This is a genomic window from Vibrio sp. TRT 17S01 (assembly GCF_050113695.1).
GTDB lineage: Bacteria > Pseudomonadota > Gammaproteobacteria > Enterobacterales > Vibrionaceae > Vibrio.
The window spans coordinates 143483-166042 of record NZ_JBNJOG010000004.1 but is presented as its reverse complement, the minus strand read 5'-3'; the positions used below and the strand labels follow the sequence as shown (position 1 = coordinate 166042).

At 41.7% G+C, this 22560-nt stretch carries 22 protein-coding genes and 1 pseudogene; 11 read left to right on the top strand and 12 right to left on the bottom strand.

Translation table 11 applies throughout. The features are described from left to right. Positions 1-115: 115 nt before the first annotated feature. From ACQEXS_RS08510 to ACQEXS_RS08490, 5 genes are all read right to left on the bottom strand, one after another. Positions 116-1870 carry a hypothetical protein gene (locus ACQEXS_RS08510; RefSeq protein WP_427013508.1) on the bottom strand — a complete coding sequence of 585 codons (1755 nt, stop codon included), beginning with the start codon at positions 1868-1870 and terminating at the stop codon, positions 116-118. Then, the gene (locus ACQEXS_RS08505) at positions 1867-2913 is read right to left on the bottom strand and encodes an OmpA family protein (protein ID WP_427013507.1); all 1047 of its coding nucleotides are present in this window, start codon (positions 2911-2913) and stop codon (positions 1867-1869) included. Before ACQEXS_RS08505 ends, ACQEXS_RS08510 begins: the two co-directional genes overlap by 4 nt. Before the next feature lie 546 nt (positions 2914-3459). After that, positions 3460-3891, bottom strand: coding sequence for a YccF domain-containing protein (locus tag ACQEXS_RS08500; RefSeq protein WP_367989273.1), 432 nt, complete (start codon positions 3889-3891; stop codon positions 3460-3462). A 9-nt stretch (positions 3892-3900) separates the two neighbouring features. After that, positions 3901-4191 (bottom strand): antibiotic biosynthesis monooxygenase family protein, encoded by a 291-nt coding sequence (locus ACQEXS_RS08495; RefSeq protein WP_427013506.1) that lies wholly within the window; start codon positions 4189-4191, stop codon positions 3901-3903. Between the two features lie 82 nt (positions 4192-4273). After that, complete coding sequence (locus ACQEXS_RS08490) at positions 4274-5005, bottom strand: sulfite exporter TauE/SafE family protein (RefSeq protein ID WP_427013505.1); 732 nt, start codon at positions 5003-5005, stop codon at positions 4274-4276. A gap of 615 nt (positions 5006-5620) precedes the next feature. Here ACQEXS_RS08490 and ACQEXS_RS08485 point away from each other — a divergent pair. Beyond that, positions 5621-6286, top strand: a complete 666-nt coding sequence (locus ACQEXS_RS08485) for a hypothetical protein (protein ID WP_427013504.1) — start codon at positions 5621-5623, stop codon at positions 6284-6286. 357 nt (positions 6287-6643) lie between these two features. On the opposite strand, the gene ACQEXS_RS08480 is transcribed toward ACQEXS_RS08485, so the two are convergent. Then, positions 6644-7222 carry a DJ-1/PfpI family protein gene (locus ACQEXS_RS08480; RefSeq protein WP_427013503.1) on the bottom strand — a complete coding sequence of 193 codons (579 nt, stop codon included), beginning with the start codon at positions 7220-7222 and terminating at the stop codon, positions 6644-6646. Continuing rightward, positions 7219-7629, bottom strand: a complete 411-nt coding sequence (locus ACQEXS_RS08475) for a rhodanese-like domain-containing protein (protein WP_427013502.1) — start codon at positions 7627-7629, stop codon at positions 7219-7221. Before ACQEXS_RS08475 ends, ACQEXS_RS08480 begins: the two co-directional genes overlap by 4 nt. A gap of 151 nt (positions 7630-7780) precedes the next feature. Here ACQEXS_RS08475 and ACQEXS_RS08470 point away from each other — a divergent pair, with 151 nt between their 5' ends. Further along, on the top strand, positions 7781-8716 hold the full coding sequence (locus tag ACQEXS_RS08470) for a helix-turn-helix domain-containing protein (protein ID WP_427013501.1): 936 nt from the start codon (positions 7781-7783) through the stop codon (positions 8714-8716). Positions 8717-8772: 56 nt separating this feature from the next. Here the strand turns inward: ACQEXS_RS08470 and ACQEXS_RS08465 are convergent. Next, positions 8773-9693: pseudogene (locus ACQEXS_RS08465) on the bottom strand (IS5 family transposase). Between the two features lie 158 nt (positions 9694-9851). Between ACQEXS_RS08465 and ACQEXS_RS08460 the strand changes: the two are divergent. From ACQEXS_RS08460 to ACQEXS_RS08435, 6 genes are all read left to right on the top strand, one after another. After that, positions 9852-11072, top strand: a complete 1221-nt coding sequence (locus tag ACQEXS_RS08460; protein ID WP_427013500.1) for a hypothetical protein — start codon at positions 9852-9854, stop codon at positions 11070-11072. Further along, complete coding sequence (locus ACQEXS_RS08455; RefSeq protein WP_427013499.1) at positions 11059-11769, top strand: hypothetical protein; 711 nt, start codon at positions 11059-11061, stop codon at positions 11767-11769. The genes ACQEXS_RS08460 and ACQEXS_RS08455 overlap by 14 nt, the downstream gene beginning before the upstream one ends. Next, complete coding sequence (locus tag ACQEXS_RS08450; RefSeq protein WP_427013498.1) at positions 11769-12968, top strand: hypothetical protein; 1200 nt, start codon at positions 11769-11771, stop codon at positions 12966-12968. The genes ACQEXS_RS08455 and ACQEXS_RS08450 overlap by 1 nt, the downstream gene beginning before the upstream one ends. A 213-nt stretch (positions 12969-13181) precedes the next feature. Next, positions 13182-13457, top strand: coding sequence for a hypothetical protein (locus ACQEXS_RS08445; RefSeq protein ID WP_427013497.1), 276 nt, complete (start codon positions 13182-13184; stop codon positions 13455-13457). 271 nt (positions 13458-13728) lie between these two features. After that, on the top strand, positions 13729-14250 hold the full coding sequence (locus ACQEXS_RS08440) for a hypothetical protein (RefSeq protein ID WP_427013496.1): 522 nt from the start codon (positions 13729-13731) through the stop codon (positions 14248-14250). 87 nt (positions 14251-14337) lie between these two features. Next, positions 14338-15231, top strand: a complete 894-nt coding sequence (locus ACQEXS_RS08435) for a phosphatidate cytidylyltransferase (protein ID WP_427013495.1) — start codon at positions 14338-14340, stop codon at positions 15229-15231. On the opposite strand, the gene ACQEXS_RS08430 is transcribed toward ACQEXS_RS08435, so the two are convergent. The 4 genes from ACQEXS_RS08430 to ACQEXS_RS08415 are packed head-to-tail and all read right to left on the bottom strand — an operon-like array spanning position 15203 to position 19317. Next, positions 15203-15937, bottom strand: coding sequence for an SDR family NAD(P)-dependent oxidoreductase (locus ACQEXS_RS08430; protein WP_427013494.1), 735 nt, complete (start codon positions 15935-15937; stop codon positions 15203-15205). The genes ACQEXS_RS08435 and ACQEXS_RS08430 overlap by 29 nt on opposite strands. After that, the gene (locus ACQEXS_RS08425; protein ID WP_427013493.1) at positions 15934-17016 is read right to left on the bottom strand and encodes a hypothetical protein; all 1083 of its coding nucleotides are present in this window, start codon (positions 17014-17016) and stop codon (positions 15934-15936) included. Before ACQEXS_RS08425 ends, ACQEXS_RS08430 begins: the two co-directional genes overlap by 4 nt. A gap of 2 nt (positions 17017-17018) precedes the next feature. Then, positions 17019-18722, bottom strand: coding sequence for a bifunctional alpha/beta hydrolase/class I SAM-dependent methyltransferase (locus ACQEXS_RS08420; RefSeq protein ID WP_427013492.1), 1704 nt, complete (start codon positions 18720-18722; stop codon positions 17019-17021). A 7-nt stretch (positions 18723-18729) separates the two neighbouring features. Further along, positions 18730-19317, bottom strand: coding sequence for a CDP-alcohol phosphatidyltransferase family protein (locus tag ACQEXS_RS08415; protein ID WP_427013491.1), 588 nt, complete (start codon positions 19315-19317; stop codon positions 18730-18732). A gap of 52 nt (positions 19318-19369) precedes the next feature. Here ACQEXS_RS08415 and ACQEXS_RS08410 point away from each other — a divergent pair, with 52 nt between their 5' ends. From ACQEXS_RS08410 to ACQEXS_RS08400, 3 genes are all read left to right on the top strand, one after another. Then, the gene (locus ACQEXS_RS08410) at positions 19370-19660 is read left to right on the top strand and encodes a hypothetical protein (RefSeq protein ID WP_427013490.1); all 291 of its coding nucleotides are present in this window, start codon (positions 19370-19372) and stop codon (positions 19658-19660) included. Between the two features lie 713 nt (positions 19661-20373). Next, complete coding sequence (locus ACQEXS_RS08405; protein WP_427013489.1) at positions 20374-21444, top strand: hypothetical protein; 1071 nt, start codon at positions 20374-20376, stop codon at positions 21442-21444. Positions 21445-21511: 67 nt separating this feature from the next. Then, complete coding sequence (locus tag ACQEXS_RS08400; RefSeq protein ID WP_427013488.1) at positions 21512-22543, top strand: IS630 family transposase; 1032 nt, start codon at positions 21512-21514, stop codon at positions 22541-22543. The last annotated feature ends 17 nt before the right edge of the window (positions 22544-22560 follow it).

The window sequence follows — 22560 nt, the reverse complement described above, 5'->3', positions numbered from 1 at the left end:
GTGGCATTGTTTATTAAGTCACATAAGAGAATGAGACGAAATGTTTACGAAAATAGATAGGAATGGTACTGATGAAAGTAATAACGGGTACAGTATGTACCCGTTAGTTAGTGCTCTACTTAACACATGTTGTCATTAATACGGCTGAATCGCTCACATACCCTTGAGCTGCACCAGTATTTAAACTCACCGGACGATGAGTCCCTGATTTTGCCGCAGTTGCACTATTGTACTGATTATCGACCGGCCAGCCCCACGTGAATGAAACACCATCACGGCTTGCACCACCAGATATCACCGCATCGGCAAACGTATCAAGGTTTTGTCCAAGCCCAGTTGGCGCCGCATTACCTCCATTTGAACCAGCGTGACTGTCAGTATTGAAACTATCACTGGTCACAGGTAGCGACCAGTTGTCTGCGTCCGCACTGGTTAAGTTAGAGCAAAAATCCAGTGCTTTCGAAGAACCCGCCATATTCGATGGCACACCATTTCGGTACATTACCCAGTCGATGCCTGTTTGCATCGTAGTGCTATCTGGCTCGGGAAGATTTCCTAAAGCCAATACGTATCTCATCTCATACTCGGCCATTGAAATCGGACGGTGGAACGTTGTCGGTGCGGCAATTTCAACCACATCGTGTGGTTCTTCAATCGTAACGACTCGGGTTGGCTCCACACCGCGAGCGGTGATACCTACCTGACTGTCATAATACACCCCACCGACAACACACGCTGTTGCATCACTACATAGAGTGCCATCAGAGGCTTGCGTTTCGGATGCAAGCTGACATTTCTGGGCTGGAGTATAGCCTGCTGGCATGTCCACACAAAACTGAACATCTTTACCAATGTACTCGCGTGCCGCTGGTATTGCTAAATCACCGGCGTACTGCCAATCATGGTCATCAACAATGCCATTGCCATTCACATCCATATAATATTGCTCATCTTTTAATGCCTCGATTGAGCCCACATTAAACTGAGTGGTAAACAAGGCTCCATCGACGGCACCAGTACTTTGATCAGCATATGTTAGATTGCCTTGCGGACCATCATCATTACTCAAGTCCATTTTCCAGTGAAATGTAGAGCCAGATGGCAGGCCAAAGACATCAGCTTTCAAGTCTTTGCGATATTGCAGCTCACCCGTTAATGCGATGCCCGCCCCTAACGTTTTGTCACACACTAACGGACCCGGAAGATTATTTTCATCCACGGGGATCACACACGATTCGATCACTTTGCCATTTAGCGCGTCAGGCACTGGCAAGATACAATCTTGATTCGCGCCAGTGGCACACTGTTGTACCGTTGGGAAATTATCCGTTAACTCAACCCATAGAAAGAGGGATTGCCCTTCATTGGCCGATACTGGAGAACTGTAGCTATAAGATGAACGGATCTCTTCTCCAGCAAACGGGATTGTTGTATCGTCAATGGTGACAACCGCTGTTGGCGCATCCGTCAAGTCAATCTCACTCGCCACTTCAATTTCGGTACAGGTTTGTTGTCCTTCTCGTACGCCAGTTTTGGCTCTCGGTGTCACACAAGCAGAAATGGTGGTATTCGCATCCGCTTTAGTTAACGTGTACTTGTAGCTATCCGCTCCGGAAATTTTATTGCCATTGCGCAGCCAAGTGAAAAGGTGCGTATCACCTTCATCACCCTCTGCATCGTAGTAATTTCCGCTCAATATTACCGGTAAACCGGGAATAAACAGATCAGCCAGTGCACTATGAATCTCAAGGTTCTGAGCTTCAGGCGCATGATTTCCCCCAGCTGGGTCAGTAGGAAAACCATCATCACCGTTGCCACAACCTTGCAAAATACCCAGCGCAATTACCGGAAAAACATACGAAAGCTTCATTGCACATCCTCCGCTTGTTGTGAAACGACAAATTCTGGGATCACAATTTCTACGCGGCGATTCATGGCTCTGCCTTCCGCAGTCTGGTTATCAGCAACTGGAGCCGCTTCTCCACGGCCAATCGCCGTAATACGGTCACTCGTAATACCTGATTCAATAAAGTAGTTGGCAATGGCCTGAGCGCGTCGTTCTGACAATTGTTGGTTATAGCTAGCACTACCGACACTATCGGTAAAGCCTGCAATGCTCACGTTAGACTGAGGATAACGAAGCAACAGATCACGTACTTCTTCAAGTGGACCAGTCTGAGCCAGTTCACTGCTGTCAAAGGCAAATAAGGATGTATCGACCACAGTCTGATGAGACTTAACCACGGTTGTCGGCATAGGTTCAGGCGGCACTTCATCAGGAATCGTCGGCTCATATTCTTGATGACGTTCAACAGCTTCTTGTGTGCCAAACAGATACGCCAGACCAAAGGTGACTTGATGATGATCCGACTGACCAACCCATTCATCACCAACACCATCAATAAACTGGTATTCGATTTGCGCTTGCCAATCTGAGCCTAATCGATAACTCAAACCAGCACCAACGCCTAAATCCATACCATCAGCACTGCGTGATTGAAGTGGATGAGAGACTTCAGCATCCCAGCGTACCGCACCTATTTTTGAAAATATGGACCAACGCTCCGTCAACGGGTAAGAAGCTTTTGCAAAAAGGTCATAGGAATACATGGTACCTTCAGAAGTACCACTGCGATAATCTGCGACCGCTTCCCCTAAGTACGTATATCCGCCTTCCACACTTAACCATGGTAAAAACTGATAACCTGCATATACACCTCCGGCAACCGAATGACGATCACAGCTTAGCGACCAAGCTTCACATCCGTCTTGGAAATATGCAGCTCCAACTTTTCCTCCGATATACCACTGATAAGGGCTTTCTGTATTGAGTGCTTGCTCAGCAATGGCATAAGGAGAAGTTAAAACAGTAACGAGTAACAACTGACGACAGGCGCGTCGTGAAAAGTTCATTTCATCTTCCTCGAGTTTATTGGCTAACCGAACGCGTAATAAGCGTCATGCTAAAAACAGTTACCCAGAAGATTGCGAAACAGTTGCAGGAGGGGCATTTAAGAAAAACTGTCATGTCCACAGTTTTTAAAAACACATGACCTTCCCACCACCGAAAAGTACGCTGGGCAGCTCATATATAAGTTAAGGAGATGAACAAAGTAAAATCAGGGTAAGAGCATAAATGACGCAGTGAGATATTGAGGCAATTTACGATTATTTAATAAAAGTCTCGCATTAGTGACAAGTAAATCAATAGTGACAATATAACCGTGCAGTGCTTCATAATAATTGCGCACATATGAAGAATATTTCTATTTCTTTCGTATTCATACCGACTTGGTGCCCGTATCTGTCGACACGTACACTCTTTGGCATTATCAACAATGAAACACCAGTGTCATTTTTGATACAGGTTATATGAGAAAAATGAAGGATGGAACAACACGAGATAATAAAAAAGCACTAGTGAGAACCAGTGCTTTTTTGGTGAGGTAAGTTTTGCTCTTAACGATTATTCATAAAACGAGCAGCGGCCGCTTCTTCTTTTGAAACGACAGTTTTACCGATCGGCGCTAGAGAGATGTACGCCAGTTTCAAATGCTGCAACGCAAATGGAATACCAATGATGGTTACAAAACATGCAACCGCAGACATGATGTGGCCAATTGCCAACCAAATACCTGCAAGTAAGAACCAAATCACGTTACCAATGAATCCTAGCGGGCTGGTACCAATATCTGACTCATTAGTCAGCTCGTCACGTCCAATCGCTTCCTGACCAAATGGGAAGAAAGAAAAATTCCCCATCACGAAGCACGCTCGGCCCCATGGAATACCAATGATGCTAATAAAAGCCAACAAGCCGAAAAACCACCACAATAGCCCCATGATGACACCGCCAAACAGGAACCAAATAATATTACCTAATGTACGCATTGTATCTCCTTAGAAAACCCGCTCATAATGCTCTACGTTCGGGAATGGATCGTAAAAATGGTGTAAAAGTTTTTTCCATTCCTGATATTGAGCTGACTGACGAAACCCTTGTTCGTGATCTGCCAATGTTTCCCAATTCACTAATAAAATATATCGATTAGGCGTTTCCATACAACGTTGAAGTTGATGAGAAACATACCCTTGCATCCCGGAAATAATAGTCTGCACCTTAGCAAAGTTTTGCTCAAATGCCTCTTCCTGAGCTGGCTTTACATCCAATATTGCAACTTCCAGTATCATGATCTTCCCTTAACCTAATATGAACAATGGCTTATCTTAACAAAGTCATGCGATACCGCGACTTAAAAGAACAATAATAAAGCTACAGTTGTAGCCCTTGCCATACTGCCGTCGCACCACTGATTGAACATAACAGGAGCGCCCCCGTACGTATTTTCTCCTTGGGAAGTGAATGCGTCGTTACACGGGCCAACTTATACCCAAACCAAGCGGCTGGCAGTAAAGGAACGCTGATCCAAAGATGGTGTAACGTAAAGTATCCCGCCGGGATTTGAATGATCAGTGAAATGATTGAGCTGAAAACAAAGAATGCCGATAAATTGCCACGAAGTTGATTCGCTTCTTGATGTTGCAGTAACAATGCCATTGGCGGTCCACCGATAGCGCTGCTCGTACCAAAGAAACCAGAGAAGAAACCGGCTACCCCCATCCGTGTTGGCGTCGGTTCAATTCGAAATGGTAACAAGCTCACGACAACTGCAAACAGCACTAATACACCCAACCATAGAGCCAATACATCGGTCGACACCATGACTAATAGTACCCCACCCGCGATAGAACCTGGGACTCGACCGATCAACGCCATTTTTAACCCACCAATAGAGACACTGGCGCGATGTTTGAGTGCATTAAGGATCGAAATAAACAAGGCCACCAGACAAATGGGTGCCGGCACATAACTAGGAGAGATCAGAATAAGCAAAGGAGCAGCCACAATCGCCAAACCAAACCCGATTGCTGTCTGGACAAATGAGCCGAGAAAAATCAGAAAGGCAGCAATCAGCGCTGGTGTGGTAAACCATTCAGAAAACATAAAACCAACCGCAAGTTATTATTTGCTACCATCATAAACAATCACGCGACAATTCAGTTATCAATTTATTCAAGACGTAGCCGGTTTTCTGAAACGAACGGACTTTTAGTACAGGATGCGTGAGCAACTCACTTGCTAAGAAGACAAAAGATGGAGCCGATTAGCAGCTCCAACACCCGATTTCTTCCTTATAACAGTAAACAACTAGCTTAAGTGATTGTTCTAACAAGAGTGCTATTTGGTTATCCCCTATGGTTTTACTTTACTGTCTTCATTTTTCTATAGAAATAACAACAACACTTATTAAGAAATCTCATAATATAAGCGTCTCAAGACTATTAATTTTAAATTAATAGTCTTATTATAAAAAATAACAAACAGCTGATTATTTTCACCGAAAATTGACAATATTAGAATTCAATAAAGAAATACAGATATGTCAGAGCAAAAACAATAGTTAATAAAAATAAATCAAAATAAGATCTCAATTCACGAAAGCTTATTTGCATAACTATCACCCCATAAAAAATGGAACCAAGATCAATTTATTCAATTTATTTCATAAAGTTATTCGTATATTGTTCGCATCACCAATATATCGATGAGGAAATATAATTGAAGTACCGCCCATCCATTTCAATACTGTTTATTTTTTTAATTATCATTACTTTCGTATTTATCTTTAATGCAAAAATAATTGGACCAGATACCAGTATTAAAACAAAAGAAAAACAATCTACCGATGTTAATAAAACAACTAAGGAAGAAAACACTTCTAAAGTAAGCTCAATTAATACACAAACACTCCCAAGTCCAACAATTGATGAACTTAACAAAACAGAGCGAGCAGCAATAGAAAAACAACGAACACCTGAATCTATAGGGCATGCTTGGCAAGACATCCACACAACGCCAGAACTGGATAAAATCAAACCACACAGCCCTCTCATTAACAACATTAAAGCAATTAAAATCAAAGATATAGACAAATTCAGAACATTAAAAAAAGGAGATGAACTCATACTCGATCTACCAAATAACTCCAGCATTAATATCGTGATTAAATTTAGCGTTTTTCAAAATCATGGTATTCGAAGTTGGTCTGGTTATTTTGAAATAGAAGGCAAAAATTACCCAGCAACTTTCACCTTTGGTGAATCTTCAATATTAGGTTTTATTGGCCATCCAAACCGTGTTATTAGAGTAGAAGGCAACGGTTCGAACGCCTGGGTATATGAAGTACCAAATAAACAAGGCCAACGTCATAATGATAAAAAATAAGCCTGAGCTATAGTTTTGTTATACATTTCATTCAAAATTAATATATTTCAAATAAAATACAATTATAATCTTATAATAAAATATAACAAACTATTATCATGATGATTGGTATATCTCATGTACTAGTTCAATATCAAAGTTGGCATTATGGATTTATATATAGAAGCACCTCCAAAATAATTAAAAATAAATACGAAATTAATACTAACGCATTAAATTTTGTAATACTGATAATAAATAATTGACGAACAACCATGATATAGCTCCTTTTTACAGGAGCTATTTTTACACTTAAGTAAACGGTCTTTTAACTAATAACATTCTATTGTTCAAAAGCTTAACGTTTCATGAAAACGACTATTGGTTCTTACTCCACACATATTCCATTTGCTTCGCTGTTTGTTGGGCCAGTGACCCAGACGCCAGTTTACCGACCAAACCAAGGCTCATATCGATGCCAGCAGATATGCCCCCAGAAGTCAGCACATTACCTTGCTCGACCCAGCGCTGGTTTGCTATCACATCAAGTGCAGGATATCGCGATTCGAGATCAGCTAAATCTTCCCAGTGGGTAGTCACTTGAAGGCCATCTAATAACCCAGCTTCGGCAAGTAAGAATCCCCCTGTACAAACCGACGCTAAATATGTCACTCGCTCGGCTTGCATTTTCAGCCAATGAAGCACTTGTTGATTTTCTAATTGCGCGTGATGTTCGCCTCCTGATATTAGCAATAAATCATACTGTTCATGATTGCTAAAATCTTGATGAGGTATAACTTGAAAACCACCACGTGCAGCAATGGGTTGCCAGCTCTGTGCAACTAAATTGATGTTCCAATCCTTTCCCGCCAACCGTTTTGCCGTACTGAAAACTTCAAATGGTCCCGAAAAATCGAGTACCTCGGCACCATCATAAATATAGATACCGATATTCATTTCGCTTCCACTGCCTCACTTTTAAGCTCAAAGCCTTCATCCAACCACCCTGTGATACCGCCAATCATCTTTTTTACTGGCCTTTGTAACTTTGCCAATCGGATTGCCGCTTTCTCCGTACCATTACAGTGAGGTCCGGCGCAGTAAACAACAAACATGGTCTCCTTGGGGTAACCTGCTAATGTCTTCTCATTTAATCTTGGGTGGGGAATATTCACGGCCCCCTCAATATGTCCTTGTTGAAATAACGCCTCCCCACGAACATCAACTAACACAAAATCTTGTTGCCCATTATTCAACGCATGGTGTACATCCCAACAATCCGTTTCAAAACGTAGTAAAGCCGAGAAATGGGCGTGTGCTTCTTCACTGCTAGCAGCAGGTATCCGAGTAACTGCACTCATCATGTCCTTCCTTTCCTTGATGCCTTTGTAACCAGTTTGGACACATTTCCTTTGCTCAAAAATTGGCTTATTAGACAAGGTTCGTTAATATCAAGCCAAATTGAAGAATGTCATATCGAACATCAAAACTGGAAGTGCTAACCAAGGAGAGGTCATGCATCGAGTAGCAATTTTAAGTCACCGTCACGTGTCACTGTTTGAGCTTGCCTGCGCCGTCGAGTTGTTTGCTCTGCCACGGCCAGAATTTAATCCTTGGTACCAAACCGATGTGGTTAACCTCGAAGATTGCGCCATCAATAGTACAGGGCAAATATGCCTTAATACGCAGTTTGTTGAGTCATTAGCGCCATACGATACCTTAGTGATCCCAAGTTGGCCGACGGAACGTTATCCCACCCCCAACCGCATTCGAGAGCAGGTTCAGCACTTTGCACGGCAAAACAAACGCATCCTCTCATTTTGCTCAGGTGCATTTTTGCTTGCTGATTTAGGACTACTTAATCATCGAAACGCGACAACACATTGGATGTTCGAAGACAAATTTAGACTGCGTTTTCCTCAAGTTAGCTATACCGCTAACGTGCTGTATGTTTTTGATGGAAAGATAGGTTGCTCTGCCGGCAGTGCTTCAGCGTTAGATCTGGGGCTGGCAGTGATCCGGCACGACTTCGGTTACCACGTCGCCAATCAAGTGGCGAAAAGGTTAGTTGTCTCTGGCCACCGCAATGGTGGACAAGCTCAGTTTGTCGACTCCCCTATATTAGAAATCCCCAACCAGTTTTCACAAGCACTCGAATGGGCATTAAGTCATTTAGATCAACCAATATCCATCGATCAGCTCGCCTCACAAGCCAATATGTCGCGACGTACATTTGATCGAAAATTCAGAGCAAGTTTTGATCTCTCAGCCAAAGAGTGGCTGACTCTCCAGCGAATTGAACAAGCGAAAGGGTTACTTGAAAGTGCTGAACAAAATATGGAACGACTTGCGCAGCGTACTGGCTTTGAAAATGCCGTCACAATGCGCCACCACTTTCGCCGTGTTGTTGGTGTTTCTCCAACACAATATCGGCAACAATTTAGCAAGTAAGCGGCTTTGTTGCGTAATTCAGACGAGAAACCAAACCGCCTAAAGTTGAGTGACTTTTATACAATGCACTGAGTTTCAGGCATACCAAGCCCTGTAAGTTTGTTCAGTGCTTTGATCATGGCGTAAGTCTCGCCAACCTGAGCATTGTAATTTCTTAGGCTCAATTTCCCACCTAGTAGTTGTTTTACTCTGTACATCGCTGTCTCTGATAGCGAGCGCTTGTGATAGCCATACCGCTTTTTCCACTTCTTGTTGGAGCCGTAGAGCTTCTGACAACCTACCGCTAAATTGCGAGGGTGTCCTTGCTCCAAAAAGGCAGCACCTTCTCGTGGCGGGATGAGCGGAACCGCTCACTTGATCCGTATAGCATCATGGCAATTCCTTGTGTCATAAGCGCCATCACCTGATATCTCAATGATTTTACGACGTGTCTGCTTGAGTAAGTTGGGGAGCACTTCGGCATCGGTTACGTTAGATAAGCTCAACTCTGCTGCGACTATTTCGTGGGTGCTTGTATCTACTGCGATATGCAGCTTACGCCAGACTCTGCGCTTCCCATCAGTACCATGCTTCTTGACCTTCCATTCACCTTCGCCATAAACCTTGAGGCCTGTGGCATCAATGGCCAGATGTTGTATTGCTCCTCTGGTTTTGGGTCTAAATGAAACCTCCACTTCCTTAGCTCGGCGGCTTATATAGGTGTAGTGCGGGCAAACAAGTGGGATGTTAGCCAACTTAAATACAGAGTCTAGAAAACCTTGCAGCGCTCTCAATGGCATAGAGAAAACGCGTTTCACCATCAGTGCGGTAGTAATGGCTAAGTCGCTGAATCGACGAGGTCTACCGCGCTTACCTTGTTTGTTTTGCTTCCACTCGGCTATCGTATCCTCATCAATCCAAAAGGTCAGAGAACCACGGTTGATTAAGGCTTTATTGTACTGCTTCCAGTTAATTGTTTTGTAACGAGGTTTCGGCATGAGGCTACGACGATTGATGGGTGTAGCCGATCAGATCGTAGCTTCTTGATTTAGTTCTATTGATTTAAGCAACAAAGCAGGCTTATTATTGATATTTAACTTTAGGTGTCATACGAACCTATTTTTGATGACTACCATTCCAAAGTTTAGGCATAATTATGTTTGTTAGTAGATTCATATTATTTCTCTTGTGTGGGGTCGTAAGTATACTTTGTCCTTTTTATTTGAATGCAGTAGAGCTTGATGACCTTGAATATCGCAATGATATTTATTACTTGAATGATACCCCTTATACGGGGTCTGCTGAACTGAACCGAATTGGTGATAATATATACTATCGACGTAATCCAGATTACGAGGTAAAGGTACGTTCTTACCTGAAGTTTGTAGGGTATTTTGAAAAAGGGAAACGTAATGGGGAATGGACTACCTATCTATTAGTTAACCATATCCCAATTAAGATTGTAGAGACATATGATGAAGGAGAGCTACGTCAAGTAGAGCACCTTCGAGCAAGCCAGCTTAATCACTATGACCAAGACAAACTTTATCGACGTCACCTTATTGGTAAACGCTTAGCTAACACTCAGCACTGGGAATGGAAAGTTCAAAAGAGTACAGATGTATACTATACAGGGCATTCAGTTGGTGTTTCTGCCCCGGATAAAGTGCTCTACTTTGCTAAACATCTAGTTTTTAAGAAGAAGTCGATGACTTATTTAACTTTGTATCCTGAACGCGTCAAATATCAGTTGTTTCATATTCTACCTGTGCTTCAGTCAGAAGATGCTCACTCCATGAGTGAAGGGCCTGTTCTTTCTACGAGATATGGGAAATGGCGATATTTTGAGAAGAATGAACTCACGCATACTAAATCTTATATACATGGACAAGATCCCACAAGTTATAATATCGAAGAACATTGGGGGGAAGATGGCGGCACTTGTGTTCGAAAATTCACAGATGAAAATATGCGAACTAAAAAGAAAGAAAGTTTATTGTTCAATGAAAATAAACAATTAACTAATGTAAGAAGTTATCAAGATGGAAGCCAATTACTGTTTGACTTGCGATTTTACCCTAATGGGAACAAGCAATGGTTGATTTCACTTCTTGCTGACAAGCAACACTATCTCAAATTAGAGTATTACCCTACCGGGGAGCTCTATCGTGAAACCTATTTTAGTGATATTAGTTTTTTTGATTTTATACCGAACAGCTTTGATGGTGAACGCGCGGGACCAGATCGCTACTTTGATAGAACCGGAAAAATGGTGATAGAAACTATCGCTAGAAACAACCCACCTTCACTAGAGTATTTCGACCAAAACAAAATGAATCAAAAAACGATGCCGGAGCCTTTTTATGAAGGATGCTAAGTTATTACCTAAAACTTGGGAAGTTGATTCTGGCACAATAGCCTCCAATGGAAAACTCGCTACTTACATCCGTTGGCTTGGATATATAGGTGTCGTAGGTATGGGAGGTTGGGGATTCTGGCTGGTATTAGAGCTACCTTATATGGCTTCTCCATTGCTAATTTGGATTACCGTGCTACTAATTGCTATTGCTCTATATGAAAAGGTTAGCCGCCCATCAATGACTCGACAAATAGCCTATAAACTTAAGGAAGACCGGCTTACCCTTACTGCCAAACCAAATGTACCCGAAAATTGGTTATTAAGACTATTCCGCGGGCTATCAGCTTTAAGCATCGTGTTTTCCATCATCATATTGATTTTTGGCTTTCTATTTGATCCCCTAGCAACTCTAGTTGCAGTCATCGCGTGTCCTTTTATTATTTGGCAAAGTCACAAGTTGTTTAACCCTGATCACTGGCATCATATTGAACGCACATTTGATTTCAAACCTGTAAAAACATCCAACTCGCGAGTTTGGTTAAAGTCCAACCTAGATTCTATGCAAGTTCACTTATTTTCAACTCTAAGCTGGCATCAAATGACGCTATGTTTTAACAGTGAGCAAGAGCTTAAGTTAGTTCGTCAGTTCTTGCTTGAACAGTATCCTGAAATGAATAGTGTTGATGAAAAACATTTATTTAAATGGGTGTTGTGATGCGGCCTTTATATTCCTTGGTTTTATATTTAGCTCGTTTGATAGGTGTTACTGCTCTTGGGATTATTCTTGCGCTAGGGTACAAACATTTCCCTAATGAAGCACAATTCGAATCTGCAAAAGGTGTCAGCGCGGTAAGCTCTGAACTTGAAGAACTATTAAAAATTGAAGTTATCACTGCTCCACAACACGATGAGATTGCTTGGCATTCTATTATGCTGCTGCTACAGAAACAACAGTGGAAGAGCGCTTTAACAGCACTAGAGCCTTATGTAAATAAGATGGAGGAACCATCTTTGTATTGGGCTGATTATGCTATCAATTATGGTTCTTCTAGTGTCACAGGTAGAATTAGCAATATCGGCCTTTCAAAATATGATTTGCTTGAAATGTCAGCGGCAAACGGAAACCCTTACGCTCAACTTCGCATGTCCCATTTATGTCGAGAATTAGAGCAAGCCCACTCATTCGAAGTAATAGACGACAAATCAAATAACTGCAAAAGTGATTGGTTAAATTTAGCTCGTGCAACATTAGAAAAAAGGCAACTAGCTGGAGATTTGCAAGCTGAATATAGGCTTTGGAAACTAGACAAGAATATTGTGACTAAATCAGACTATCTTAAGAGTTTTGAATTTGCGGTTAACGCAGCAAAAAATAACTATTATGTGCCAATCCTAGAACGTTTATATGATCTAACTTCACCAAATGGTCCTTTTTGGGACAAACGAACTTCATTTAACTATAGTGAAGAAGAAAAAGAGTTACTAAAAAGGGTTTTGCTCTGGCTTCTCGATCATGACGTCGCTGTTTCTGAGTTTCTCTTGAGTAAATTAAAAGTGGTATTTAATCGTGACGAATATCTCGACTATCTTCGACGCTGGTTATTGATGGCTCCGGACGGCTTTGAACACACCCTCCACACTTTTTATACAGACGCTGATCTACCCCTAGCTATTGAAGGCCTAGCTTACGCAAAAGCACTAGATGGTTATGCATATAGTGGTTATAGTTTTCAAGATGACAATGCGGAGCCAGAAGCACTCGTCATCAGCTATATTAATCTCGCAAGTGTAGGGGCTTATAGGTCAACTGGAGAGTACAGTAATGTAGAGTTCAATGATGAAGATATTCGAAAAGCCGATATTTTAGCAGAGAAGCTTAAACCGCAAGTCAAACCCACCATATATTTACACTAATTAAGGTCAACGGAAATAAAACAAACATCATGCCAGTTAAGCTATCTTTTACCAATTAGACGGTGAGCCTCTTTGTTTATCTCCTGTTTTGATTAGTGGTACGTATCAAGGTGTATTGCCTAGATCCTTGCTCTATTTTTCGAAGAGCTCCGGAGCTTTGACGCACAACGTCATAGTACAAGGGTATGGAAACTTAATAAATTAGGACACCTAGTGACACAAAATTCAGATGCTACTCGATTACCTGATGATCGATTCGAATTGTTAGATATCGCTTACGAGCATACACCTTGGTTTCGCCGCCGTTGGTTCATTGGGCTAACATTGCTTCTCTTTATGCCTTTAACGCTTTGTTTAGTGTTAAGTGGCGATGTTTACCTCAAACGTCAGGGACTGGTGTATAAGATGTTGCCTAAACAGAAACGGGTAATAACCATTATGTGCTTTATTTTGATGGGGATAGGTTTGATGAGGGCGACTTTAACGTGATATTAAGCTGTTATTGACTATCAAGATTTTCTCGTTTGTTGATATTCCGAATATAGGTTCTAACGGGGTATGCATAAGCATGAAGAGACTAGTCAAATCAGGCGTGATCTCGTTTTAGTAAACTTTCAAGCAGGAAAGCCCATAAAGAGATAGCCCAAGAATGGTTATACGCTCGTATTCCTTTGGATCAAGTCAGATGTGTGAGATTAGCGATTCAAAGTGACTGCTTCATAAGTGTTACTATGAGAGACATCAGGTGAGTGGAGAAAATATGAACTATTACACTCTTTTTGAGAAAGGCAATCAAATCTCAGCGGTAGAATATGATGAGTCTTTCTCGAATGAAGTTATTCTTAGATTCAAGCAAGCTGGCTTTTCCATTTTAGTGGAGAAGCATCCATCTTGCTCAAAAGAAGAAGCAATTTGCTTTTGGAGGAACAAAAAGCGTAACGGTGTTGGAGATGCAATACAGATATTAGCTTTATTTTTGACTTTACCCGGTTGTTTTATCTGGTCTGTGATTAGTATACGCTCCGATGCTATTCTGTCTCTAATGATTCATTTTTACATCGCTTATGTTCCTATTGTTGGTTTTAAACACTCTCAAGTAACAAGTTACATATCATTATTATTGGTAGCGCACTTTAATTATGTACTTATTACAAAATATGCATCGGATTTTAGCGACCAGGCATACATTTCTGCTTGGGGTATGATGTTAGGTTCCATGATTCTTTGTATTTGTCATTTATTGTTGTTCTTACGGTGTAAGCAATCTATGTCCTTAACGTAAAGGCAGGTCTAACTAAGTCGACAAACATCCTAATACATAGCGCGTCAAGGCTTATTGAGATACACATTAAAAGGAGTATGAGGAAGTATGAGTTCTGGCCTCGTTTTTATGCTGTTGATGTTTGCGTTTATCTCGTGCGCGCAAGTGTTGACCTATATGAAACAACAAGCTTTGAGCCATGAGTTTTATTTACGCGTTCGATCATGGTGGTGGATGTTGTTGATACTGACTTTGTTTGCGCTGCTTCCTATCTCTATGATGCCGTTATTAGTAGGGTTTATGGCCTTTATGGGAAGTAGGGAGATTGCTAGCGTCTGTCAGCTAAATGCTTTCACGACCAAGGTTTTAGTTATCACGATGACGCTTTCTATATTAATGAGTTATTGGTCTGTTGATTTGATGTTGATAACGGGGGCTTTGGGTGTAACTGTCACAGTGACGTCTTTGTTTTGGTATAAAGAGCAAGGAGTACTTGGTGAATGTAATGCGCTCACGGCTTTGGTCAGTTTAATCATTTTACTCGCTGTCTGCCTATATTCTTTAATATTGTTGCTTAATCAACCTAATAGTGAGCTTGCACTGAGTTATGTGTTGTACTTGATCTTTGCGACGCAGTTTAACGATGCGATTCAATATTTTATTGGTAAGAAGTTTGGTAAACGCCCATTGTGTTCCACCATCAGCCCTAATAAAACGATAGAGGGTGCGGTTGGCGGTTGTGTTGTTGTGTCTCTTTTAGCGACGGTAATTGCTTTATGTATCACGCCCTTTTCTTTGAGCGTTGCTCTTACCATCAGCGTTGTTCTTACTCCATTAGGGGTATTGGGTGATGTCTGTGTATCGTGGTTTAAGCGTCGAGTCGGTGTTAAAAATATGGGCACGTTGATCCCAGGCCATGGAGGAATCTTAGATCGTATTGATAGTTTACTTTTAGCCACTCCTACCTTCTTGCTTATCGTCGGGTCTTCAATATTTTACTAATAAAGTGGGAGGGTAAACAGTTTAATAAGTGGATCAACCATTTCATTCTTAAAGGAAAGATCACTAGCTGTTTTTCCTTTTCAATTGCGGTGATAATACGTTTGACCGCGTGAGACTCCTCGAGTAGGAAAGGCTTGTGGGAGGCGTCTCCGTCATTGAGATCACGCAGCTTTTGAGTATTTATGTATCCTGGGGCGATCACTGTCACCTTAATTCCATACGAGGCGAAGCGTTGTGCATACGCTTGTCCCTGAATAATCATTTGGGCTTTTAAGTGACTATAAAGTGTCGGAGATGAAGAATTGACTAACCCAGCTATGGAAGCAATTGTCACTAAGTGTCCGTGCCCTTGAGTGATCATTCTGTTTGCAGCAAGATCAAAACAGTGACGAAAACCTGTTGCGTTAACTGCTTCCATTTCCTTTTGCTCATCTAAGCTGAGTTTCCAACGGCGTTCATTAAAGTACTTGCCAGCACAGTAAATGAGCATGTCGATAGGTTGGTTATTTAGTGTATTGAAAAACGCGATGATGTCGTTGGGTTTGCTGACATCGAGGCTCATCATTGATAGCGATTTCGTGATTAGATCTTGTGGGACTTTACTGATATCTCGGCCGCATATGACAACTTGGTGACCCGATCTGAGGTAGTGTTTTGCGAGCCCGAGCCCGACACCACTTGTGCCGCCAATAATAACGACATTCATATGCTCACCGATTGATTGTGGTGTTGAAATGCTTTTAAAGTTCGTTGATAGCCATAATCCCATTGAGCTTGCATCATAGCTCGGAACTGATCGTAGTTAGGTGATTTAAGCGCTATTTTGTTTGATAACCAATGTATTTTTTTATGAATTTGATGGCCTTGAAGCTGTTGTGGAGAGTCCGCAGTATTAATCCTTACGTCTTGTGCCCTAGTTGGCAAAGCCCGTAGAACATCATTTGGGTTGTACCCCAAAAGAGTGTAAAAAGCTGGCACTGCTGTGACGCTAGAAAAAGCGTGTTTCGTTTCCAAAGACAATGTAGCCGAACAGTGCTGTGCTAGATGGAAAGGAACCAAATCCAACATCCCCCCCATATAATATGAGCCTGCGATAGCGTAAGGTGGTAGATAATAAATATCGGACACCGATATGCGAATAGCTTCTTGAAATGCGATCGAAGATTCTCTTACGAAATCACTTTTAATCAGTGACGAAGGAGGAGAATAGGGCGCGTTTGATAACGCATTTAGAGCGGAACTATCACTCAAAATGACTTCCTCAAACAGCGGGGAAGATTTTCTAAATTGCCCTACCTGACTCTGGTCAAAACATAGTTTTGAACCGACAATATATATGGTGGCTTTAGAGGATGTATAGCTTGGATTGAAGGGAAACCAAGGCTTTGATTCATCGTGAATTTCAAAAAGTGCATCGTGCTCTAAATCAGGAAATACTTTGGTTACTCTGCGTAACAAATAGCGTTTAGTAAGGTCGAACAAGATTGTTGTAAGCGCGTGCTTATTCGCATACTGAACTCGTAGAACCATCTGATGGAGTTCGTGGCTTAGCAATGCTTCCTTTTGTTCTTTCACACTATCAAATTCACCGATCAGACCGGCAGCAATAGCACCACCACAGGAAGCAAAAATAGCATCAGGTTGCTTGTGATACTCAACCGCAGCCGCATACATGCCGAGATAATAGCCAAATCGAGAGCCTCCCCCCGACATCAGCATCGCATGGCTAAACGGCTTTGTGATTGGTGCCCCTGAATCCGCCGAGAGCTCGTGATTAATGGTCATGGTTAGTCACACTTTTGCGCGATAGAAACGCTGAATATGCCACTTGAATCGATTATCATGTCGACTTTTTTGAGTCCAGCTTCAGTAATCAATGAGTCCATTTCTGCTTGGGAGCGGCAACGCATCACCCACGGTTGACCTCGATGATTGCGTAGGGTTTTGGCGATAAATTCTTGTTGTGGATGCCAAGGTTGATTGGTGTAAAGCAAATAGCCTCCCGGAGCTAATTGATTAGCCATTCCCTTTATGGCAGTGGAGATTAAGTCGTTATCAGAGAAAAGTTCAAATAATCCGGAAACGATAGCAAGATCAAAATTAGATTCGCTATCATAGCTATCTTTATTAAAAGCATCAGCTTGAATTGCTTGAGCACGTTCACCTAGCGCCATGCTTTCAATGCGTGATCTCATAATATGAACATTGGTGTCGTCAAAATCTCGCATTTCTACAAAAATTAATGGGTTAGACTGCATCAGATCAAACAGATAGCGCCCATTACCGCTAGCGACATCAAGAACACGAGAGGTTTGTGTTTTCTTTAGATATTTATCGAGGAGTTGGTTGATGATGGCTTTTCGACAACGAATACCTAGCCAACCAGGACTATCAAGGTAGATTCGGTCGATGATTTTTCCAACGAAGGAGCGACCTTGTGCTTGATCGGTATAAACATAATCAAGCGATTGGCCAGAGTCGAAACCGTGCTTTAAACCAATTTGAATGCCTTGGCTCAGGCGGCCCAGAGAGTTTAATGTTGCTTTGGTGATGGGATAAATCGGATTTAGACTAGGTAGCAAACACGAATCCATCTTGTCTTTGCTAACGCCATAGTTATCGGCGTTATCATAATTTACTTGAATCAATGGTTGTGAAAAGCATTCTTCAATAAAGTGCTTGCAGCGCTGATATACTTCCTTAGTTTTATCTTCGTGGAAAATCGCATGGTAAAGATCAGGGTAATAGCACCATTCTTTTTTGTCTGAAGAGAGGCGATTATAGAAGCGCCGTTGTGCAGACCTACTGACCACCCAATCCTGCCCTGCACAGAGGAGCAACGTAGGAGTGTGGATCGCGCTGGCGTCATCGATGAGGCGTTGTCCTGTTTGGTAGGTATCGATCAGCAGGTCTGTGGATATCGAGCTTGAAATAAGTCGGTCTTGGTTATAGATTGCCTGCTGAGCACGATCATGAGTGAGTACTTTTGATTTCACATAGCTCGATACCCGAGGGAGCAGTGACAACTTTCTAGCGGCTTTTAGGAGTGGGATTGCAAAAGGTACATAAAGGCGAATGTTGAATGCAGGGGTTGCTAGAATCATCCCACGAATATTCGGCGCGTAATCGTGCACCCAGCTTGTTGCTATCAGGGCTCCCATACTACTTGCGACAATCAACATTTCTTCAGTAGACCATTTAGTTTCTTGTGTAATTACTTCAACAAAAAGTTGCAGGTCTCTAGCAAAAACGGAAAAGGACTCTGCGTCATCTCTAGGCCCTTCTGATAATCCATTGCCACGTGCATCCCAAGCATAAACTGTGTAATTTTGTTCCACAAAGAAATCTGCCATTGCGGCCATTCTTTCTGAATGCTCATGTCCTCGGTGTAGTAATAAGATGATCCCTTTAGTATCAGGTTTTAAGTTCCAAGAACGGTAGATAATTTTTGTATTATCCCAAGAATTAAAATACTGGTGATCTAGTGTCATGATTTGCCTAAGTAATGGTTTGTAAACGTCGGTATATTGTGATGATTAAAGTGAGTCCCGCGAAAAGTAATATCCATGACCCGCTTGACGAGAAATCTACCCCAATTGCAACGAGCAAGCCCAGTAACCCGAATAAGAACGCGCGATCACTTTTTCCCATGGGGCCCTGATTAGCGCGTGTTTGTGTGATTTTAAAAGAGAGAATGGCAATAACTTCACTTAACCATGCTAACAGGACAAAGAAAAAGATTGCGTAAGCATGAAATCCAGCAATTGCGATGAAGCATAGATAAATCGCTGCATCTGAAACCAAATCGCATACTTCGTTCAAAACGAACCCGAGCGGTGAAACCATATTGTGTTCGCGCGCAAGCATCCCATCAATAGCATTCAAGGCCATACGGATGAAAAGTATTAAGGGTAAAAGCCCCCACCAGACGCTCGCACCTATTGTAAAGAGTAGTGCTGCACATGAGAGTGTCACCATAAGCGCAAAGATGGTGACTTGATTAGCCGTGATTCCATTATCAGCCAAGCGTACAACATAAGGACGCAAGAGAGATTGAAACTTAGGTTTAAGTAGGTAAATACTCATTAGTTGCTACAGGTTTCTGATTAAGTTCTACGATTGATACTAAGTTAAATACATGAAAATGAATACAAAAGCGATCATCAAAAGCTTTCCTGTGAGTGTACTTCATCTCACTCAGCCCATGGCCTTGAATGCGGTGTTGGCGACCTCTGCAAATCCCAAAAAAGCAAAAAATAGCGTAGAAGCCAACACGAGTAACACCCTATGCGCACTACTTTTTAATATTTCACAAAAAAATAAAAGCATCAGCAGTCCGAAAAAAAGTCCAAATGCTCCAAATTTGAAGGCGTTTATAGAGCCTAAAAATAGTATTGCCATCCCCATTTTTATTTTTCCTTTTTACTGATGTTTGTCGTTCATGTATCTGTTTGATGTGCTGGCCGATCGTAAGAACGGAATCACAATGAGGATACTGAAGATCTCTCAAATGCATTCAATGGTTAAAGGTGAATACTAAGCTGATAATATTACACGTTAACCTCGGTGGGCAAAAACTGGCCCAAATAGGTGGCTACTCGATGTTTTGGGCAAGAGACTACTAGCTGATAGGATTGTTCACTAATATTTGCGCATTAAGTCACATGTTAGCCTCCTTTGGTAATTTCCGGCAGGTAATAAGCTGCCTGGGATAATGTTATTTTTGTGAACATGAGCCAGAAAATGTGTTCAACGTGAATATTTAAGCTGTTATTAGGTTCCTCAAAATTGGTTGCTTTCGCTCAACGTTGATACCTAGGTTTGCAAACTATTGTACATATAGAAGCCATGTTTACTTGTTTGATAGGCTTCTTATTAGTCACGCGATAAGTGGAAATAGGGCATTTTCTCTTTCCAGGCCTGCTATGCGCTTTAAACAATATCAAATAGGTAAAAAACATCCTGATTGTGCAAAGTTTTGCTCTAGAGTGGTAGTGATTAGCTAACCTCAGTCATGCCTTCCCCGCTTCCTTCAAGAGTTCGTATGAATTGATAAAATGGTACGAACATTGCTATTAACTGAGAAGTGGGGCATATACCTATCAACAAAATTGCCCTTTGCAGTGTTCTACTGAGGAAAATATGAACAAAGATACATTCGAGCAAGCGCTGATGTACCGTTTGCTTGTGGAGCAGAACTATTCATTATTATTAGATGCTGATCAACATTCTTCTCAGCTTCCAGAACAGCAAACTTGGGCTGACAAGTTGGAGCGCAGTGATTCGGAATCATATGAACAAGATATTATCGATTATTTAGAGGCTTGTGAGGCTCATCAAGAAACACTACCGGTTATAGGAGGTGAGCTTATCAATACGATATTGCGACAAGATGACGAGGTTGTTTGGAAGCCAAGTAAATCGGTGATTCCATCTTTACAGCCCCTCAAGAATTACGCTAATCGAGTGCTAGTAAAGATAAACCCTATGGGGACTAAAGTACTTTTGTTTACAGATGCCAACTGTTCTCGTGTTGGTAAGAAAGAGCTTACCCAGATTTGCAATGAAGCGCGCAGTGAGGTTCTAGACTTTTTCGGTATAGAAAAAAACAACCTACATACGGTGATGATTACGGTAGTCATGGTTCGTGAACTGGATTGTGCTGCACGTCAGTTTGCTAAACAAAACACTAAGCGTGTCGCTCTAGATAAGAATTTCTTTCATTACCTTTGCGTTGATCTCCAGAATAAGCGAATTTGGACGCCAACGTCTATTCGAAGCTGGACCGAAGTTAATACAATTAAAAAGGTTTTTTCATCCAAAGATAGTAGTATTGAATCCCTATACGCTAACTTTAACGCAGTAACCTTTAGTTGGTGGCGAGTAATCCTATCTGGTTTAGTTGCGTTCACTCTTACGCTGCTATTGAGTATCGTCGCGCTTTATTATGAGTCCGGCTTGTTATACACCTTGGGTCAAGCATTGACTCCTATGGTGGTTTTTACCCTATTTTTTGCCACAATGAAAAATAACAGCCGAGTCTATAAGCAAGTCTGCTATGGTATTTCAATCTATGTATTACTTGTAGTATCGCTATATTTAACTGTGACTTTTCCATCTGACTTTGGTGACTGGCTTAATCTAGTGCAATTAATATTTATATCAGCGGGGCCTAGCCTGTTGATTGGTCGTACGATTGAGATAATGAAATAAAAACGTATATACCCGTGATCATTGAAGATGCTTGATTTTCAATAGAATCAGGATCATGCTACACATCATGAAAATTACGCTGACTCCTCAACAGAAATTACCACTCGAACAAATGCATGGTATTGAACGTGATAGTCGGGTCTGCGACCGTATTAAGGCTGTTTTGCTGGCTTCTGAGGGCTGGAGTCAGACTATGATTTCACAAGCTCTTCGTATTCATGAATCGACCGTTGCACGCCACCTCATTGACTACGTGCTTTCTGAAAAACATGGCGGAAGCCAAAGCAAGCTTTCTACTATTCAAACCACGCACCTAATCGAGCATTTGATTGAGAAGACTTATTCTCATACTCATCAAATTGTCACCTACGTTGAAGAGACATTTGGACTTAATTATACTGTTTCTGGTATGAACAAATGGCTTCACCACAATGGTTTTAGCTACAAGCAACCGAAAGGCATTCCACACAAGTTTGATGAGGCAAAACAACAAGCTTTCATAGATGCTTACGAAGCGCTAAAGGCAAGCTGTGGCAAGAATGAATCGATCGTCTTTATCGACGCAGTTCACCCAACACTATCAACAAAAATATCTCATGGCTGGATACGTACTTGTAATGGTCAGGATAAAGCGATTGAAACAACGGGGAATCGTAGCCGATTGAACATTATTGGCGCACTGAACCTGTCAGATATCGGGATCGGGGCTACTATTGTTCATGATTATGAGAGCATTAACAGTGAAACGATTGTTCGCTTTTTCTGTAAGTTAAGAGAGAGTTATCCGTTAGCTCATAAGCTTCATATCATCTTAGATGGTGCGGGATATCACCGCAGTAACTTAGTCAGAGATGCGGCGTTTGTCCTTAATATTGAACTGCATTATCTTCCACCTTACAGTCCAAACCTCAACCCAATAGAGCCGCTATGGAAAGTAATGAATGAGAAGTCGAGAAACAACGTTTACTTCAGTAGGAAACGCGACTTCAAGGCGGCAATAGCCCAATTTTTTGCTGTGACTCTTCCAGAGAGCGCAGGCTCTTTGACATCTCGAATTAATGATAATTTTCAGGTTCTCAAGCCCGCATCTTCAAGTTGATTCGGTATAGGTGCTGA

Bases quoted from the DNA above. Each gene is read 5' to 3' on its own strand.
- ACQEXS_RS08510 (WP_427013508.1), bottom strand. From the start codon at position 1,870: ATGAAGCTTTCGTATGTTTTTCCGGTAATTGCGCTGGGTATTTTGCAA.
- ACQEXS_RS08505 (WP_427013507.1), bottom strand. From the start codon at position 2,913: ATGAACTTTTCACGACGCGCCTGTCGTCAGTTGTTACTCGTTACTGTT.
- ACQEXS_RS08500 (WP_367989273.1), bottom strand. From the start codon at position 3,891: ATGCGTACATTAGGTAATATTATTTGGTTCCTGTTTGGCGGTGTCATC.
- ACQEXS_RS08495 (WP_427013506.1), bottom strand. From the start codon at position 4,191: ATGATACTGGAAGTTGCAATATTGGATGTAAAGCCAGCTCAGGAAGAG.
- ACQEXS_RS08490 (WP_427013505.1), bottom strand. From the start codon at position 5,005: ATGTTTTCTGAATGGTTTACCACACCAGCGCTGATTGCTGCCTTTCTG.
- ACQEXS_RS08480 (WP_427013503.1), bottom strand. From the start codon at position 7,222: ATGAATATCGGTATCTATATTTATGATGGTGCCGAGGTACTCGATTTT.
- ACQEXS_RS08475 (WP_427013502.1), bottom strand. From the start codon at position 7,629: ATGATGAGTGCAGTTACTCGGATACCTGCTGCTAGCAGTGAAGAAGCA.
- ACQEXS_RS08470 (WP_427013501.1), top strand. From the start codon at position 7,781: ATGCATCGAGTAGCAATTTTAAGTCACCGTCACGTGTCACTGTTTGAG.
- ACQEXS_RS08460 (WP_427013500.1), top strand. From the start codon at position 9,852: ATGTTTGTTAGTAGATTCATATTATTTCTCTTGTGTGGGGTCGTAAGT.
- ACQEXS_RS08455 (WP_427013499.1), top strand. From the start codon at position 11,059: ATGAAGGATGCTAAGTTATTACCTAAAACTTGGGAAGTTGATTCTGGC.
- ACQEXS_RS08450 (WP_427013498.1), top strand. From the start codon at position 11,769: ATGCGGCCTTTATATTCCTTGGTTTTATATTTAGCTCGTTTGATAGGT.
- ACQEXS_RS08440 (WP_427013496.1), top strand. From the start codon at position 13,729: ATGAACTATTACACTCTTTTTGAGAAAGGCAATCAAATCTCAGCGGTA.
- ACQEXS_RS08435 (WP_427013495.1), top strand. From the start codon at position 14,338: ATGAGTTCTGGCCTCGTTTTTATGCTGTTGATGTTTGCGTTTATCTCG.
- ACQEXS_RS08430 (WP_427013494.1), bottom strand. From the start codon at position 15,937: ATGAATGTCGTTATTATTGGCGGCACAAGTGGTGTCGGGCTCGGGCTC.
- ACQEXS_RS08425 (WP_427013493.1), bottom strand. From the start codon at position 17,016: ATGACCATTAATCACGAGCTCTCGGCGGATTCAGGGGCACCAATCACA.
- ACQEXS_RS08420 (WP_427013492.1), bottom strand. From the start codon at position 18,722: ATGACACTAGATCACCAGTATTTTAATTCTTGGGATAATACAAAAATT.
- ACQEXS_RS08415 (WP_427013491.1), bottom strand. From the start codon at position 19,317: ATGAGTATTTACCTACTTAAACCTAAGTTTCAATCTCTCTTGCGTCCT.
- ACQEXS_RS08410 (WP_427013490.1), top strand. From the start codon at position 19,370: ATGAAAATGAATACAAAAGCGATCATCAAAAGCTTTCCTGTGAGTGTA.
- ACQEXS_RS08405 (WP_427013489.1), top strand. From the start codon at position 20,374: ATGAACAAAGATACATTCGAGCAAGCGCTGATGTACCGTTTGCTTGTG.
- ACQEXS_RS08400 (WP_427013488.1), top strand. From the start codon at position 21,512: ATGAAAATTACGCTGACTCCTCAACAGAAATTACCACTCGAACAAATG.